The organism is Amycolatopsis thermophila (assembly GCF_030814215.1).
GTDB lineage: Bacteria > Actinomycetota > Actinomycetes > Mycobacteriales > Pseudonocardiaceae > Amycolatopsis_E > Amycolatopsis_E thermophila.
This window is the reverse complement of sequence record NZ_JAUSUT010000001.1, coordinates 5,425,923-5,441,674: the sequence shown is the minus strand read 5'-3', so window position 1 is coordinate 5,441,674 and position 15,752 is coordinate 5,425,923. Positions and strand designations below refer to the sequence as shown.

The 15,752-nt window shown below is 72.7% G+C and carries 17 protein-coding genes; 7 read left to right on the top strand and 10 right to left on the bottom strand.

Features of this window, described 5'->3' with window-relative positions:
- Positions 1 to 4: 4 nt before the first annotated feature.
- Genes FB470_RS26675 through FB470_RS26635 form a run of 9 tightly spaced genes read right to left on the bottom strand, consistent with a single transcriptional unit; the run spans position 5 to position 8,593 of the window.
- On the bottom strand, positions 5 to 1,336 hold the full coding sequence (locus FB470_RS26675; RefSeq protein WP_306995972.1) for a phenylacetate--CoA ligase family protein: 1,332 nt from the start codon (positions 1,334 to 1,336) through the stop codon (positions 5 to 7).
- Positions 1,333 to 1,965 (bottom strand): TetR/AcrR family transcriptional regulator, encoded by a 633-nt coding sequence (locus FB470_RS26670; RefSeq protein ID WP_306995971.1) that lies wholly within the window; start codon positions 1,963 to 1,965, stop codon positions 1,333 to 1,335. The genes FB470_RS26675 and FB470_RS26670 overlap by 4 nt, the downstream gene beginning before the upstream one ends.
- A complete protein-coding gene (locus tag FB470_RS26665; protein ID WP_306995969.1) occupies positions 1,962 to 2,807 on the bottom strand; it encodes a cyclase family protein in 846 nt (281 codons plus the stop codon). The genes FB470_RS26670 and FB470_RS26665 overlap by 4 nt, the downstream gene beginning before the upstream one ends.
- Positions 2,804 to 3,952, bottom strand: a complete 1,149-nt coding sequence (locus FB470_RS26660; protein ID WP_306995967.1) for an acyl-CoA dehydrogenase family protein — start codon at positions 3,950 to 3,952, stop codon at positions 2,804 to 2,806. The genes FB470_RS26665 and FB470_RS26660 overlap by 4 nt, the downstream gene beginning before the upstream one ends.
- Positions 3,953 to 3,971: 19 nt before the next feature.
- The gene (locus FB470_RS26655) at positions 3,972 to 5,033 is read right to left on the bottom strand and encodes a branched-chain amino acid ABC transporter permease (RefSeq protein WP_306995965.1); all 1,062 of its coding nucleotides are present in this window, start codon (positions 5,031 to 5,033) and stop codon (positions 3,972 to 3,974) included.
- Positions 5,030 to 5,881, bottom strand: coding sequence for a branched-chain amino acid ABC transporter permease (locus tag FB470_RS26650; protein WP_306995963.1), 852 nt, complete (start codon positions 5,879 to 5,881; stop codon positions 5,030 to 5,032). Before FB470_RS26650 ends, FB470_RS26655 begins: the two co-directional genes overlap by 4 nt.
- Positions 5,881 to 6,609 carry an ABC transporter ATP-binding protein gene (locus tag FB470_RS26645; RefSeq protein WP_306995960.1) on the bottom strand — a complete coding sequence of 243 codons (729 nt, stop codon included), beginning with the start codon at positions 6,607 to 6,609 and terminating at the stop codon, positions 5,881 to 5,883. Before FB470_RS26645 ends, FB470_RS26650 begins: the two co-directional genes overlap by 1 nt.
- Complete coding sequence (locus FB470_RS26640; protein WP_306995959.1) at positions 6,606 to 7,388, bottom strand: ABC transporter ATP-binding protein; 783 nt, start codon at positions 7,386 to 7,388, stop codon at positions 6,606 to 6,608. The genes FB470_RS26645 and FB470_RS26640 overlap by 4 nt, the downstream gene beginning before the upstream one ends.
- A 2-nt stretch (positions 7,389 to 7,390) precedes the next feature.
- Positions 7,391 to 8,593 carry an ABC transporter substrate-binding protein gene (locus FB470_RS26635; RefSeq protein WP_306995957.1) on the bottom strand — a complete coding sequence of 401 codons (1,203 nt, stop codon included), beginning with the start codon at positions 8,591 to 8,593 and terminating at the stop codon, positions 7,391 to 7,393.
- A 201-nt stretch (positions 8,594 to 8,794) separates the two neighbouring features.
- Between FB470_RS26635 and FB470_RS26630 the strand changes: the two genes are divergently transcribed.
- The 7 genes from FB470_RS26630 to FB470_RS26600 all read left to right on the top strand — a co-directional run bounded on the left by FB470_RS26630 (position 8,795) and on the right by FB470_RS26600 (position 14,606).
- A complete protein-coding gene (locus tag FB470_RS26630; protein ID WP_306995956.1) occupies positions 8,795 to 9,574 on the top strand; it encodes an enoyl-CoA hydratase-related protein in 780 nt (259 codons plus the stop codon).
- Between the two features lie 12 nt (positions 9,575 to 9,586).
- A complete protein-coding gene (locus FB470_RS26625; protein WP_306995953.1) occupies positions 9,587 to 10,234 on the top strand; it encodes an enoyl-CoA hydratase-related protein in 648 nt (215 codons plus the stop codon).
- Entirely contained in the window at positions 10,231 to 10,716 is a 486-nt protein-coding gene (locus tag FB470_RS26620; protein WP_306995951.1) for a nuclear transport factor 2 family protein, read from the top strand. Before FB470_RS26625 ends, FB470_RS26620 begins: the two co-directional genes overlap by 4 nt.
- Before the next feature lie 311 nt (positions 10,717 to 11,027).
- Complete coding sequence (locus tag FB470_RS26615; RefSeq protein WP_306995949.1) at positions 11,028 to 11,297, top strand: metal-sensitive transcriptional regulator; 270 nt, start codon at positions 11,028 to 11,030, stop codon at positions 11,295 to 11,297.
- A gap of 87 nt (positions 11,298 to 11,384) precedes the next feature.
- A complete protein-coding gene (locus tag FB470_RS26610) occupies positions 11,385 to 12,767 on the top strand; it encodes an MBL fold metallo-hydrolase (RefSeq protein WP_306995947.1) in 1,383 nt (460 codons plus the stop codon).
- An 83-nt stretch (positions 12,768 to 12,850) separates the two neighbouring features.
- Positions 12,851 to 13,555 (top strand): sulfite exporter TauE/SafE family protein, encoded by a 705-nt coding sequence (locus FB470_RS26605; RefSeq protein WP_306995944.1) that lies wholly within the window; start codon positions 12,851 to 12,853, stop codon positions 13,553 to 13,555.
- A 151-nt stretch (positions 13,556 to 13,706) separates the two neighbouring features.
- Positions 13,707 to 14,606 carry a serine hydrolase gene (locus FB470_RS26600; RefSeq protein ID WP_306995942.1) on the top strand — a complete coding sequence of 300 codons (900 nt, stop codon included), beginning with the start codon at positions 13,707 to 13,709 and terminating at the stop codon, positions 14,604 to 14,606.
- On the opposite strand, the gene FB470_RS26595 is transcribed toward FB470_RS26600, so the two are convergent.
- On the bottom strand, positions 14,573 to 15,727 hold the full coding sequence (locus FB470_RS26595; RefSeq protein WP_306995939.1) for a YncE family protein: 1,155 nt from the start codon (positions 15,725 to 15,727) through the stop codon (positions 14,573 to 14,575). The genes FB470_RS26600 and FB470_RS26595 overlap by 34 nt on opposite strands.
- Positions 15,728 to 15,752 lie beyond the last annotated feature (25 nt).

The window sequence follows — 15,752 nt, the reverse complement described above, 5'->3', positions numbered from 1 at the left end:
GTGCTCAGGCCTCGCGAACGACCCGCTTCGTCTTGTGCGTGCTGCGGGGCAGCGAGCCCTCCGGAACCACCTCGGCCAGGCACCGCACCGTCAACTCCGCGCGGACCGCCGAGGCGATCCGGTCCGCGAAGTCCGGCGGCACCGAGGGCTCGGCCTCGACCCGCAGTTTGATTCCGGTGAGGTAGCCGGTGACCGGGTCGGTGACCTCGCGGTCGAGCACGATCAGGTACTCCCCGGTCGTGCCGGGCGTGCGGCGCACGACCTGCTCGACCGCGCTCGGGAACAGGTTCACCCCGCGCACCACGAGCATGTCGTCGGCGCGGCCGATCACGCCGCCGGGCAGCCGGGCGTGCGTGCGCCCGCACTCGCAGCGCGCGGTGTCCCGGACCACGATGTCGCCGGTCCACCACCGCACCAGCGGGCTCGCCTGCTTGTCCAGGTGGGTCAGCACCAGCACGCCCGGGCTGCCGTCCGGCACCGGCTTCTTCGTGTCCGGATCCACCACCTCGGCGTAGGCGAAGTCCTCGACCAGGTGGCCGCCCGCCTGTGCTTCGCACTCCCACGCGATCGGCTGGAACTCCAGGCTGCCGTAGCCGTCGAAACACCGGGCGCCCCAGTGCTCCTCGATGTGCCGCCGGGTGGCCGGCACACCCGCGCCGGGCTCGCCGCCGACCTGGATGGCCCGTACCTTCGAGCGGGTCAGCGGTGTGCCGGCCGCCGCCGCGGTCTCCGCCAGGTGCAGCATGAACGACGGCGTACCGCTGACGGCCGTGGTGCCGTAGGCGAACATCGTGTCGATCTGGCGGCGGGTGTCGCCCGACCCGCCGGGGATGACGGTCGCGCCGAGCCGCTGGTAACCCAGCGTCGCGCCCAGCCCCCCCACGAACCAGGCGTAGCCGAACAGGCACTGGAACACGTCGGTGTCCCGCACGCCCTGGCTGTAGCCGACCCGCGCGTACAGGTCGGCCCAGCGGTCGAGGTCGAAGTCCGACCAGCACACCGGTGTCGGTGCGCCCGTGGTGCCCGACGAGAAGTGCACGCGCCGCACGTCCTTCGGCGCCGCCGTCAGCATGCTGCCCCACGGCGGGTCGGCCGCGAGGCTCGCCACGTAGTCGGCCTTGGTGACCACCGGCAGCGCGGCCAGGTCGGCCGGCGTGCGGACGTCACCGGGCTCGAACCCGAGCTCCCGCCACTGCCGCCGGTAGTGGGCGCTGTGCGCCTGGACGTACTCGAGCTGCTTGCGCAGCATCGTGGTCTGCAGCTCCTCGATCCGCTCGCGCGGCCAGGTCTCGACCTCGTGCCAGTAGCGTTCGGAGTGGGGCCGGGCGATCGTCATGTTCTGCTCCTGCGCAGTCCGTTCACGATGAAGTCGGCGTACTCGGCCGCGACCCGCTGCACGGTGGCGTAGTCGCCCCGGTCGGGGTCGTACCAGATGCTGATCCAGTTCAGGGCCCCCAGCGCGGGCTTGGTCGCCAGCCGCGGGTCGACGTCGCGGAACAGTCCCTCGCGCTTGCCCTCGTCGATCACGTCGGCGAACAGCTGCTCGTACTCGTCGCGCAGCGTGATCACCTTCTGCAGCGCGGCCTTCTGCGTCGAGTGCTCCCGCAGCCGGTGCATCTCCACCGCCTGCACGGCCACCCGCTGGAAGGAGTTGCGGGTCATCATCAGCCCGGCGTGGTGGTGCACCATGCGCCACAACCGGTCGGCGCCGGAGATGTCGGTGCTCGACGCGATGGGCTGCACCCCGGCGATCATCTCCTCCATCCCGGTCAGCACGACGTCGAGGAAGATGTCGGCCTTGGCGCGGTAGTAGTGGTAGACCCGGCCCTTGGTGGCGCCCAGTTCGTCGGCGATGTCGTCGATGGTGGTGGCCTCGTACCCGGCGCGGGTGAACGCGACCGCCGCCGCTTCGAGGATGTCGCGCTGGCCCGGCCCGGAGCCCGAACGGGAAAGCCGGCCGCTCACGCGTTCACCGCCGCGGGCACGAACGCGAGCGGGCGGATCGGCGATCCGGTGCCGCCCTGGATGGGCAGGGGCGAGGCGGTGAAGAAGAAGTCCCAGACCCCTTCGGTGGCGAGTGTCGCAAGGTTCATGGCCTCCATGATGGGCACCCCGTGCTCGAGGAGCAGATGGCAGTGCACCTCCAGCGCCGGGCTCGGCACGCGCTCGTAGGCGACGGTGTCGCACCCGGTGGCCCGCACCCCGTGGTCGGTGAGCCACCGGGCGCCCGACAGCGACACCCCGGGCGCGCCGGTCGAGGTGGCCAGGTAGGCCGCGTTGTCCTCCCACAGCAGGTCCCAGCCGGTGCGGACGAGCACCACGGACCCCGGCCGGGGGGCCGGGTGCTCGGCGAACCACGCCTCGAACACCTCGGCGCCGATCCCGTCCTCCGGCGTCAGCGGGCGCCCGAGAACCACGGTCGCGTCGACCAGGTGCCCCGGGGCGAACAGGGGGTTCAGCTCGTGCACCGACACCTCCCGCATGCCCTCGGAATAGGACTGGTGGCCGGTGATGTCGACCCCGCCGTAGACCTTGCCCAGCTTCGACACGTGCGCCAGCCCGTCCACGTGCGTGCCCACGTGCCCGCCCGTGGTGATCATCTCCGCCGCGGCCGACACGCCGTCGGGGTACATCACCTCGCCGTGCCGCTTGGTCAGCGAGAAGCTGTAGGGCGGGTGGTTCGGGTGGTGCGGGATCCCGGTGTGCAGCCGGTGCGCCAGGTCGTAGACGCGGAACCGGCCGGGTGGCGGGAACTCGACCTCCTGCTCCCAGCACCCGGTCGCGTGCACCGGGGTCTCGGTGCTCATGCGGCGGCCTCCGCCTTGATCGCGCGGCCGAGCACGAGCCGCTGGATCTCCGAGGTCCCTTCGTAGATTTCGAGGATCCGCTGGTCGCGGTAGAGCCGCTCGGCCACGTTGGGCTTGCAGTAGCCGGCGCCGCCGTGCACCTGCACCGCGGTGTTCACCGCCAGGTGCGCGGCCTCGCTGGCGTCGAGCTTGGCCATCGCGCCCAGGATCGACACGTCACCGCCCTCGGCGTAGGTCCGCGCGGCCTGGTGGGTGATCATCCGGGCCGCGGTGAGCCGCGTGGCGACGTCAGCCAGGGGGAACGAGATGCCCTGGTTGTCGATGATCGGATGGCCGAACGTCTCCCGCCGCACCGCCTCCCGCGCCGCCACCTGGTAGCCGGCCAGGCCCACGCCGATCGACTGGGCGGCCACGGTGATCCGGCCGGCGTTGAGCGTCTGCATCGCCAGCCGCATGCCCCGGCCGACCTCGCCGACGATCGCGTCGTCGCCGACCACGGTGTCCAGCTTGAGGTTGCTGGTGTAGGTCCCGCGGATGCCCATCTTGTCCTCGTAGTGGTCGATCACCACACCGTCGTCGTCCTTGCCGACCATGAACGCGGTGATCCCGCGGGTGCCCGCGGCGGGGTCGGTCAGCGCGAACACGACGTAGTGCTGCGATGCGCCACCGTTGCCGATGAAGATCTTTTCGCCGCGCAGGCGCCACCCGTCGCCCTCGCGGACCGCGGTGGTCTTGATCCGCGCGGCGTCACTGCCCGCGCCCTCCTCGGTCAGGGCGAAGCTCACGGCTTGTCCCTTGGCCATGCCGCCGAGGTAGCGCGCGCGCTGCTCGTCGGTGCCCGCCAGCACGATCGGGGTTCCGCCGAGCGCGTAGGCGGTGAGGATGGCGCCGGTGGACGCGCAGGCGGCCGAGACCTCCTCGATCACCGCGCAGACCACGTCGAAGCTCGCGCCCTGTCCCCCGTACTCCTCGGCGACGAACAGCCCCGCGAGCCCGCTGTCCACGAGCGCTTCGACGTTCTCCCACGGGTAGCGCTGGTCGCGGTCGAGCTCCGCGGCCAGCGGGGCGAACCGTTCGGCGGACAGCTTCCTGGCCACCTCGCGCCAGCGCCGGCCCTCTTCGCTCAGCGGCGGTTCCCAGATCACGGGCACAGTCGGCCTCCAATCAGTCGGTACGGGCAGCGGACGCTGCCGGAATCGGGGTGGCGGCCGGACGGCGCCGCACGATCAGCCGGCCGAGACCGGCGAGCCCGTCGGGCGAGACGAGCAGGACGATGGCGAGCACGCCACCGAGGACGATCTTGTCGAGATCGCCGCCGAGGGAGACGAGCTGCTGCTGCGCGGTGATCAGCGCGGCCCCGACCAGCGGGCCGAGCAGCCTGCGGCGGCCCGGCAGGATCACCGCGGTCAGCATGAACAGCAGGAACGACGTGGACAGCAGGTCCGGGCTGACGTAGCTGCGCTGGTAGGCGTACAGCCAGCCGGCCAGCGCGGTGATCGGCGCCGACAGCGCGAACACGAGCACCCGCGTGCTGCGCACGTCGGCGCCCATGGTGGTGGCCAGCCCGGCGTTCATCTGCGTCACGAGCGCGCTCTGCCCCAGGCGGGAGCGCCGGAACCGGGCGATCACCGCGATGACCACCACCAGCAGCGCGAACGCGATCGGCCACAGGTCGGCGTCGGTGCGCGCGGTGTAGGAACCGCCGACGGCCGGCAGCGACAGCAGCGGGATCCCGGCGATGCCGTCGGATCCGCCCAGGACGCTGACGTTCGACACGACCGTGAGTCCGATGATCGCGGTCGCGTAGGTGACCAGGGAGAACACGAACTCGCGGGTGCGCAGGGTGGCCAGGCCGACGAGCAGGGCGAGCACCGCCGCGACCACCAGCGCCGCCAGCAACGCCGGCAGCGCACCCCAGCCCAGCTTCGCGGTCGTGTACGCGGTGGCGTACGCGCCGGCCGCCCAGAACAGCGTGTGCCCCAGGCTGACTTCGCCGAGGTAGGACACGACGACGTCGACGCCGTAGGACATGATCGCGAAGATCGCGATGAGCACGAACGTGCCGTACAGGCGGGGCGAACCGCCCAGCAGCGACGGCAGCAGGTAGCCGGCCACGATCAGCACCAGCCACCCACCGCCGCGCAGCAGGCGCCCGCGACCGGTGTCCCCGTCCACCGCGCGCACCGGCGCCTCGGCGGTCTTGCGCTCCGGATCAATCGTCTTCATCGGACCTTCAACCCCTGCGGACGGACGATCAGGACGGCGAGCAGCACGCAGAACGCGGCGGCGGTGGAGAAGGCGGGCGAGACGTAGGCGCCGAACAACGCGGTGAACACGCCCAGCCCGAGCCCGACGAACAGCCCGCCGAGCAGGTTGCCGACCCCGGCGAGGACGACCACCAGGAACGTGGTGACCACCTGCTCGAACCCGATCGAGGTGAGGATCGGGCTCCGGGGTGCGACGACCGCGCCGGCCAGCGCGGCGCACGCCGCGGAGAACACGAACACGCCGAGGTAGACCTTCGCCGCGTCGATGCCGTAGACCTGGGCCAGCTTCGGGTCCTCGGCCACGCCGCGGACGATCCGGCCGACGTTGGTGCGGGCCAGCACGAACCAGGTGACGGCGAACAGCGCGAGCGCCAGCACGACGATGAGCACGTCCTGGCCGGTGAAGCGCGCCGCGCCCAGGCGCAGCGTGGTGCTCTGCACCGGGCTGGCGATCACCTGCGGGTTGCCGCCGAACAGCAGCGAACCGCCGCCTTCGAGCAGGTACCCGAACGCCAGCGTGACCAGCATCAGGCTGACGATGTTCTGCTCCAGCGTCAGGCGCCGCATGAGCAGCTGCATCACCGCGCCGAGCACCGCGACGACCCCCACGGCGACCGGCACCGCCAGCCAGTACCCCAGGCCGGCCTTGGCGGTGCCCCACCAGGTGAGGAACGCGCCGACCATGTACAGCTGCCCGTGCGAGAAGTTCACCAGGCGCGCCGCCGACAGCAGCACCGTCCACCCGACCGCGAGGAGGGCGTAGCCCGCGCCCAGCGCGAGCCCGTTGATCAGTTGCGCGAGGAACATCAGTGCGCCAGCCTTCCCAGGTAGGCGGACACGATCCGGTCGTCGTCCCGCATCTCGGCCGCCGAGCCCGAGCCGACGACCCGTCCCTGCTCCAGCAGGTACATCCGGTCGGCGACCTCCAGTGCCGCCTTGACGTTCTGCTCCACCAGCAGCACCGACAGCCCGCCTTCCACGAGCGCGCGGATGTGCTGCAGCACCTCGACCACCAGCCGGGGCGCCAGGCCGACCGACGGTTCGTCGAGGATCAGCAGCCGCGGAGCGGCGCGCAGCGCGCGGCCGATCGCGACCATCTGCCGCTCACCGCCACTGAGCGTGGCGCAGCGCGCGTGTGCCCGCTCGCGCAGTTGCGGGAACACCTCGTAGACGTCGTCGATCTCGTAGCGTTTGCCGGTCGCGTGCCGGGGCGGCCGCACCATGCGGAAGTTCTCGTCCACGGTCAGCTGCTCGAACACGCTCTTGCCCTCGGGCACCAGCACCACGCCGAGCTTGCAGCGCCGGTGCGCGGGCAGCGACACCACTTCCCGGCCGCCGAGCTCGATCGAGCCCGACACCGTCGCCCGGCCGCGCGACCAGCCCGCGACCGCGTTGACCAGGGTGCTCTTGCCCGCGCCGTTCGCGCCGGCGACGGCCACCAGCTCGCCGTCACCGACCTGGGCGTCCACTCCGGACAGTGCCACGCTGTGCCCGTACCGCACGCGCAGGTCCGACACCCGCAGGAGCGTGTTCACGCCACCCTCCCCAGGTAGGCCTCCAGCACGGCCGGGTCGCGCTGGACCTCCTCCGGCTCGCCGTAGGCGATCCGCTGTCCGCGGTCGAGCACCACCAGCCGGTCCACGACCTCCATCACCAGGTCCATGTGGTGCTCGATGAGCACCACCGCCAGCCCGCGGCCCCGCAGCTCGCCGAGCAGCTCGGCCAGGTTCTGCATGTCCTGCCCGCCGACCCCGGCCGCCGGCTCGTCCACCAGCAGCACCCGGGCACCCGCGCCGAAGGCCAGCACGATCGACAGGCACCGCTGCAGGCCGTAGGGGATGTCGTCGGGGTACATCTGCTGGTACTTCGCGCCGATCCCGAACTCGGCCAGCAGCGCACGCGCGCTCGCCCGGTGCCGCCGGCGGCGGGAGACCTCCCGCCACGGCGTGCACAGGCTGCCCGCCAGCCGCACCCCGTCGACGACGGTGAACGCGGCGGCGGCGTTGTCCAGTACGGACAGTCCCGAGTAGAACGAGTTCTGCTGGAACGTGCGGCGCAGGCCGCGCCGGGCGAGCCGGTGCGTCGCGACACCGTCCACGGTCGACCCGTACAGCGACACGGTGCCGCTGCGGCGGACGCTGTTGGTCACCGCGGCGAAGCTGCTGCTCTTGCCCGCGCCGTTGGGTCCGATGATGCCGAGGATCTCACCGTCGGACACGGTCCAGGAGACCGAGTCGAGAGCCTGCAGGCTCCCGTAGCGCACGCCGAGCTCCTCGACGCACAGGGCGGGCGGCGGGTCGGCCGGTGCGGGCATCCCTACTGCTCCCACACCGAGTCCGGCACCGGGATCTCGCCCAGCACACTCACCTTGCCGTCCTTGACGGTGAAGGCGAAGACGTGGCTCTTGAGCTGGCCCTTGCCGGTGAACGCCACGTCACCGAGCACGGTGCCGGTGAAGGTCTGCCCGTGGATCGCGGCGGCGACCTTGTCCCGGTCGGTCGTGCCCGCCTTCGTCACGGCCTTGGCCCACACGTCCACGCTCTCCGCGCCGAGGGCGGCGTACTTGTCCGGCAGCTGCCCGGTCCTGGCCTGGAAGGCCTGCACGAACTCGACGTTGGCCGGGATGGTCGCGAACGGCGCCTCCTGCGGGAAGTAGAGGTCGGCCGACAGCAGGCCGTCGACCTTCGCCCCGCCGGCCAGCTTGACCACGTTGGGCGAAACCGTGCCGAGTGCCGCGAAGTGGGGCGCCTTGATCCCCGAGTCGACGTACTGCGAGGCGAGCGCCGGCATGCCGGAGGACTCCGCGGCGTCGGCGGAGAACACCGCGTCCGGGGCGGACTGCGCGACGTTGCTCAGCGGAACGCGGAAATCGGTGTCGGACAGCGCGAACTTCTGCTGGCTGACCACGTCGACTCCCTTGGCCTGCAGCTCCTTGCCGAGGTAGTTGCCCGCGTCGTTGCCGTAGGCGTCGTTCTCCAGCAGCATGGCCACCCGCTTGGCTTTCAGGTCGCCGGTCAGGTACGAGGCTGCGGCGTAGGCGCCGGCGGCGTTGCCGGCGTTCATCCGGACCGCGTCGGGGTCCGCCCCGCCGAGGATCGAGGCGTTCTGCGGGATCGAGGTGATGTTGAGGACCCCGGCGCGCACCAGCACCGGCTGGATGGCCAGCGTCACCGGGCTGTTCCAGCCGCCCATGACCACCGCGGCGCCATCGTTGATCAGGGTGTTCGCCGCGCTCACCCCGGTCGCCGGGTCGCTCTTGTCGTCCTGGGACACCACCTCGAGCTGACGCCCGCGCACCCCGCCGGCCTTGTTGATCAGGTCGGCCTTCGTCGTGATCGCGTCGAGCACGTCCTTGCCGTTGGGCCCGGCGGGCCCGCTCAGCGGGACGATCACGCCGATCTTGATCGGGCCCGACCCGGCATCGGCATTCGTACTCGGCGCGGAGCCCCCACCGCTGTTCGCGCAGGCGGCGAGCAGGAACGCCGTCGCCACCAGCACCGAGGACCTGAGTCGCCTCACGCCAGCCTCCATTTGTCGACGTCATTGTCGTACTACTGCGTAGGTTCCCGCACCATATGCACCGCCCGCGGACCACGTCAACCACTCCGTCGTGATCGCTATTTCCCGTATACACAAGGAAACTTCCCGTGACACGGCCGGTTGACACGCTGACATACTCGACAGTATGTTCACGGCCGGAACGCAGGACAGGGAGGTCATGTGCCCGAGGAGGATCAGGCCGTCCGGTACGACGTGATCGGCCAGGTCGCCGTGCTCACCATCGACCGGCCGCGCGTCCGCAACGCGCTGAGCGCGCAGGTGCTGCGTGAGCTGTGCGCCGGGCTGGACCGCGCCGAAACCGACAACGCGGTGCGGGCCGTCGTGCTCACCGGCGGTACCCGGCTGTTCGCGTCCGGTGCCGACCTCCGCGAGCTGCGGGCGACCACACCGGCGGAATACCTGCAGTCCGAGCGGCAGGCCGCGTGGGCACGGATAGCACGCTTCCCCAAACCGGCCGTGGCGGCCGTCGCCGGCTACGCCCTCGGCGGCGGCTGCGAACTCGCGATGTCCTGCGACTTCATCGTCGCGGCGGACTCCGCGGTGTTCGGCCAGCCGGAGATCAACCTCGGCATCCTGCCCGGCGCGGGCGGCACGCAGCGCTGGGCACGGGTGTGCGGGCGCTTCCGCGCCGCCGAGATCGTGCTGACCGCCCGCACCGTGGACGCGTGGACCGCGCACGGCATGGGCATGGTGACCGAGGTGGTGCCCGCGGAGTGCGTCGTGCGGGCCGGGCGGGCGCTGGCGGCACGGCTCGCCGGGTTCAGCCCGGTGGCCACCCGGCTGAGCAAGGCCGCGGTCCGCGCTTCGGAGGAGATGCCCGTGGCGGCGGCGCTGGAGCACGAGCGCGCGCTGCTGGGCACCCTGCTGTCCACAGAGGACCACTTCGAAGGCATCGATGCCTTCCTGGACAAGCGCACGCCCACCTTCGGCGGACGCTGAGGAGACCGGCAGATGACCGAGATCGCACGTCAGCGGCTCATCGACCCCGGCGCCGGGAAACGGCTTGACGCCAAGGCGCGCGACGAGCTCTCCCGGGCCGTCCGCGAGTGGCGGAAGGACCGTCCCGGCGCCGTCCTGCTCGAAGTCGAGGCCGACGCCTGGCACCACGCCCCCGAGCTGGAGGGCACGCCGCTGGAGCACGACACCGTCGACGCCGGGTACCAGTCCCTGGTGCGGAATCTGTTCGCGCTCGCCTGCCCGGTCGTCGTGGCACTCGACGGGCAGGTGAGCGGGTTCGGGCTGGCGCTGGCCATGACCGCCGATGTGCGGGCGGCGACCGACCGCACCACGCTGGCCGTCGGCGGACCGGCCGCCGCGCTGCTCGGTGGTGCCGGCTGGTTGCTGGGCCACGCGGGCGGCGGGTCGACCTTCGCGCAACTGGCCTGGACGGGCGCGACGCTGAGCGCGGAGGAGGGCCGCCGCCGGGGGCTGCTCGCTCCCGCCGGGGACGCCGCGGCGCTCGCCGAACGGCTCGCGGCGGACCCCGCCGGTTCGTCGGCGCTCAAACGCGCGCTGAACACGCCCCGCCAGGCCGAGCTTGGCACCGCACTGGGGTACCAGTCCTGGCTCGCCGAGGTCGCCACGGAGCGCCCCTCGTGACCGCGCAACCGCAGCCCGGCTGGGGCAGGGCCACCGGGCACGTCACGCTGCCGCCCGCCGAACCGGGTGGCGAGGCCCTCGACCGGTTCCTGATCGCCGAACGCGTCGCCCGGTACGGGTGGGCCTTCGACGAACGCGACCGCTCCGCGCTCGCGGCCTGCTTCACCCCGGACGCGACCTGGCAGGGCCTGGTGATGGGCCGAGACCCGATCGGCCCCTTCCGGGGCGCGGACGCGATCGCGGACTGGCTGGCCGGGTTCTGGGACAGCCAGCCCGACCAGCGACGGCACGTGTTCACCAACGTCGTGGTCGGACAGCGGGAACCCGGCCGCGCGACGGCGCACGCCTATCTCGTACTGCTGTCCTCCCAGGACGCCGCGACCCGCGTGGCCTCCGCCGGGCCCTACCGGTTCGACCTCCACCGCACCGGCGGGCAATGGCTCATCACCGAGCTGAGAGCCGGTTTCGACGCCCCGTTCTGAAGCGGTGGCCGCCCACGCGGCCGATCACTCCGGCCTGCGACCCGCGCCACTTCCGCCGCCGCACACTGGCCTCCGCATACCCCCCAGGGTACTGTGGACGCCGGATGAAGGAGGACCACGGATGTGCCGACGTGTCACGTGCTCGCGCTGCGGAAAGGCCACCTACGCCGGATGCGGGCAACACGTGGAAGAAGTGCTGTCCGGCGTGCCCGCCGCGCAGCGCTGCCAGTGCGAGCCCGAAACGAAGACGACCCGCGGGGCCTGGCGGCACCTGTTCGGGCGATGAGCGAGCGGAAACCGGAGGCTGCCTGATGGAGATGGGTCCCGAACTGGTCGGTGACGCCCTGGTGCGGCTGCGGCGCGCACAGGGTCAGCTGGCCGCGGTGATCAGCATGATGGAGAACGGTGGCGACTGCCAGGAGGTGCTGACGCAACTGGCGGCGGTGTCCCGGGCACTGGACCGCGCCGGGTTCAAGGTCGTGGCCAGCGGCCTCCGGCACTGCCAGGCCGCACGCGATCGGGGGGAAGAGCCTCCCATGACCGAAGCCGAGCTGGAGAAGCTGTTCCTGGCCCTGGCCTGACACTGCGCCACCGCTCCCGCGGTGCCGCGGTGTCTTTCCTGCATACCCCCCGGGGTACCTGGGACCGACGAACGAAGGAGAAGGGCCGTGCTGGATGTCCGGACGATCGAGACGTCGTCACTGGGCGACCGGAGCTATCTCGCCCATGACGGCCACTTCGCGGTGGTGGTGGACCCGCAACGCGACATCGACCGCATCGTGGCGCTGGCGGGCCGGCTCGGCGTGAGCATCGCGTGGGTGCTGGAGACCCACGTGCACAACGACTACGTGTCGGGCGGCCTGCACCTGTCCCGTCTGACCGGCGCCCGCTACGGCATCGCCGCGGCCGACGACGTGCCGTTCACGCACGTGCCGGTCCGCGACGGTGACGTGCTCGACGTGTCGCAGCGGATGCGCATCCGCCCGGTCGCCACCCCTGGTCACACCTTCCACCACCTGTCCTACATCCTCGACGGCCCGGACGGGCCGGTCGGCGTGTTCACCGGCGGCTCACTCCTGCTGGGCACCACCGGCCGCACCGACCTGCTGGGCCAGGAGCACGCCCACGAGCTGGCGCGCCACCAGCACACCTCCGCCCGCCGCCTCGCCGACGTGCTTCCCGACGGCGCCGCCGTGTGGCCCACCCACGGTTTCGGCAGCTTCTGCTCGGCCACGCAGGCCGACGGCGACGCCTCCACGATCGGCCGCGAACGGCGGCACAACCCCGCCCTCACCCTCGCCGAGGGCGAGTTCGTCGAGCGGACCCTGGCCGGGCTGGACCGCTACCCCGCCTACTACGCCCACATGGGCGCCCGCAACGCCGCCGGACCGGCGCCCATCGACCGCACCCCGGCGAGCACCGCCGGGCCGGACGAACTACGGCAGCGGATCGACGCCGGTGAGTGGGTCGTCGACCTGCGTTCCCGCAAGGCGTTCGCGCGCTCCCACCTCGCCGGCACGGTCAGCCTCGGGCTCGATGGCCCGATGGCGACGTGGCTGGGCTGGCTGATCGACTGGGGCGCCCCGATCACGCTGCTCGGCGACACCCCGGACCAGGTCGCTCACGCGCAGCGGGAACTGGCCCGCATCGGCATCGACCGGCCCGCGGCGGCGGCGAGCGGGGAACCCGCGGAGTGGGCGGGCCGCCGGCCCGGGCGCCTGGCGAGCTTGCCGACCGCGTCCTTCGCCGACCTGGCCGCCGCGCTCCGGCACGGACACGCCGGTGCGCTCCCGCCGCCCACGGTCGTGCTGGACGTCCGCCTGCCGGGCGAGTGGCGCGAGTCCCACGTGCGCGACGCCGTCCACATCCCCCTGCCCGAACTCCCCCGCCGGCTCGGCGAACTTCCCGCGGGACCGGTGTGGGTGCACTGCGGCAGCGGCTACCGCGCCACCGCGGCGGCCTCGCTGCTCGCCCGGGCCGGGCGCACCGCGGTCCTCATCGACGACGCCTTCGGCGGCGCCGCCGACGCCGGCGTGCCGATGGCGGCCTGACGGATGCTCGTCGCCGTCGCCCTGACCGGGTTGTTCATCGATCTGGCGCTGGGCGCGCTCGGCGCGGGGGTTCGATCCTCGCGGTGCCCGCCCTCGTCTACCTCGCCGGGCAACCCCTCGCCGCCGCGATCCCCACCTCGCTGATCGTCGTCGGCGTGTCCGCCGCGGCCGCCCTGGCGCCGCGGCTGCGCGGTGGCGGCGTCCGGTGGCCGGTCGCGCTGGTCTTCGGAGCGGCCGGAGTCCCGGCCGCGTTCGGCGGCGCCGCCCAGGGCCGGACGCTGTCCCCGCGTCTGCTGATGCTCGGGTTCGCCCTGCCGATGGCCGTCGTCGCGGTGGGCATGCTGCGGGAGCGCACCCGCTCCGGCGGCGCGTGCCGCACCCGCGGCGGGGGCGTCGAGTGGCGGACCTGCCTGCCCTCCGCCCTGGGCACGGGGGCCGTCGTCGGCGTGCTGACCGGGCTGTTCGGCGTCGGCGGCGGGTTCCTCATCGTCCCGGCCCTGACCCTGCTGCTCGGCCTGGGCGCGGCCGAAGCCGTCGCCACCTCGCTGGTCGTCATCGTGATCAACTCCGCCGCCGGGCTGGCCGCCCACGCCGGAGCCCCACTCGACTGGGCCACGACGGCGGTCTTCGCGCTCGCGGCCGCGCTCGCCGCCGCCTCGGCCGGTCGCCTCGCCCGTCGCCTGCCGGGGCGTCTCGTCCGCCGCGGGTTCGCCACCGTCGTGCTGCTCGTGGCCGCCGGGGTGGGCGTCACCGCCACGATCGCCCCCAGCGCCCTGCCCGCCGCCTGAGCGGGCTTGCCGCGACGGTACGAACAGCGATAGCGTCACCCGCTCGCACAGGGCGCGGTGACCGCCCCGCGAAAAGTTCGCACACGGGTAGGTACCGCAACAAGGACGACATGGCGGTGCAGTGCGTCTTCCTCCCCCACCCCACGCCACGGTGCGAGCCGCGCCGCGCCACCGGCCGGGCCGGTGGACGCACCGGGCCGTCGCGGTGGCGGCCGTCGTCGTCGCGGTGACCGTCCCACCCCAGGCGACCCATGACGCCGCCACGACCACCGCGCCGGCACCGCACGCCGTCGCGGCGGGCGACACCGCGGTCGGCCGCCTGCTCACCGGGCTGCCGCCGGACAGCGTCTCGCTCGCCGCCCAGAACGTGACGACCGCGCGGAGTTACCGGCACGACGCCACCACGACGGTCCGCACCGCCAGCGTGGTCAAGCTCGACATCCTGGAAGCCCTCCTCCTGCAACGGCAGGACTCCGGCCGGCTGCCCGGGGAGGACGAGACCGCGCAGGCCACGGCGATGATCGAGAACAGCGACAACGACGCGGCCACGTGGCTGTGGAACGAGGTCGGTGGCGCGGACGGGCTGCGTGCGGCCAACAGCCGCCTCGGAGCCGCCGCCACCCAGCCGGACGAAGCCGGGTACTGGGGCTTGACCACCACCACCGCCGACGACCAGGTGGCCCTGCTGCGCGACCTCGTCACGCCCGGTCCCCTGGCTCCGGCCGCCCAGTCCTTCGCGCTCGGACTCCTGCGCGCGGTCGAAGCCGACCAGACCTGGGGGATCAGCGCCATCGCCGACCCCGGCACCGCCACGGCGCTGAAGGACGGGTGGCTGCCCATCGACGACGACGACGGTCTCTGGGCCATCGGCAGCGTCGGGATCGTCACCTCCCACGGACAGCAGGTCGTGCTGGCGGTGCTGACCCAGCACGACGGCTCCCTGGCGGACGGGATCCAGCTGACCGAGTCGCTCGCCCGCGCCGTCGCGCCGGGGATCACGAGCACCGGGGGGTCGGCTCAGCGGGTGATACCCGTGTGCCCGATCGAATAGCGGCCCGGCTGCGGCCACACGCACAGGCCGTGCGGTTCGTCGCCGACCGGGATCTTCCGGATCAGCGAACCGTCCTGGGTCGAGATCACGTACACCACCCGGTCGTAGCGGCCGGAGACCCACAGCCGGCTGCCGTCGGCGGTCACGTTGCCCATGTCCGGGCTGCCACCCCCGGGCAGGCGCCACGTGGTCACGGCGGCGCCGGTGTAGGCGTCGAGGACGCTGATGGTGCCTTCGTGCCGGTTCGTGACGTAGAGCTGCCGCGCGTCGCGCGAGAGGTAGAGGCCGTGTGCGCCCATCCCGGTCGGGATGAACCGCAGCACCGTCGTGGCCGCGCCGTCGAGCACCCACACGCCGTTCGCGTCGGAGTCCGCGATGTAGTACACCGACCCGTCCGGGGCCAGCTTGATGTCCTGCGGACCCATGCGGGTGTGCCGTTGCGGCATCGGGACCGTGCGCAGCACCCGGTGGGAGGCCACGTCGACGACGGTGACCGCGCCGGCGAACTCGCACGTGAACACCGCGATGCGGCCGTCGGCGGAGAATTCGGCGTGGTCGACCCCGGCGCAGCCGGGTACCGGGGTGACGTCGCGCTGCGCCCAGGTGTGCGGGTCGTACCAGACGAGCTGGCGCCGCCCCTCGGCGACCGAGATCGCGTAGGCGCCGTCGGGGGTGAAGTACATGTTGTAGGGCTCGGTCACCGGGATCGGCGCGCCGGGCAGCCCGGTGCGGGGGTCGAAGGGCACCAGGTGGCCACCCTTGTCGTCGGTGGCATAGAGGGTGGTCATGTCGTAGGCCGGTACGACGTGCTGGATCTCCCGGCCCGCCGGGTACCTGCCGACCACGGCGAAGGTGGCGGGATCGATCACCCAGACATCACCCGAGCGGTCGTGCGGGACGTAGACCAGCGGCCGTGCGGCCCTGGCGGCCGGCGACAGCATGTCCGCGCCCGCGTCACTGTCGATGTTGTGCGGGTCGGACACCGGGGGCATGCCGGGGAGCGCGGCCGTGGCCCGGCTCGTCGGCGAGGACGGCGGCGGTGCGTCCGGCGCCGGGGCGGACGTGCACGCGGCGACGAGCGCGCCGGCCAGCAGGAGCGGAACCAGAGCACGATGCCTCACCGAACACCCCTTCACGCGAACAGCA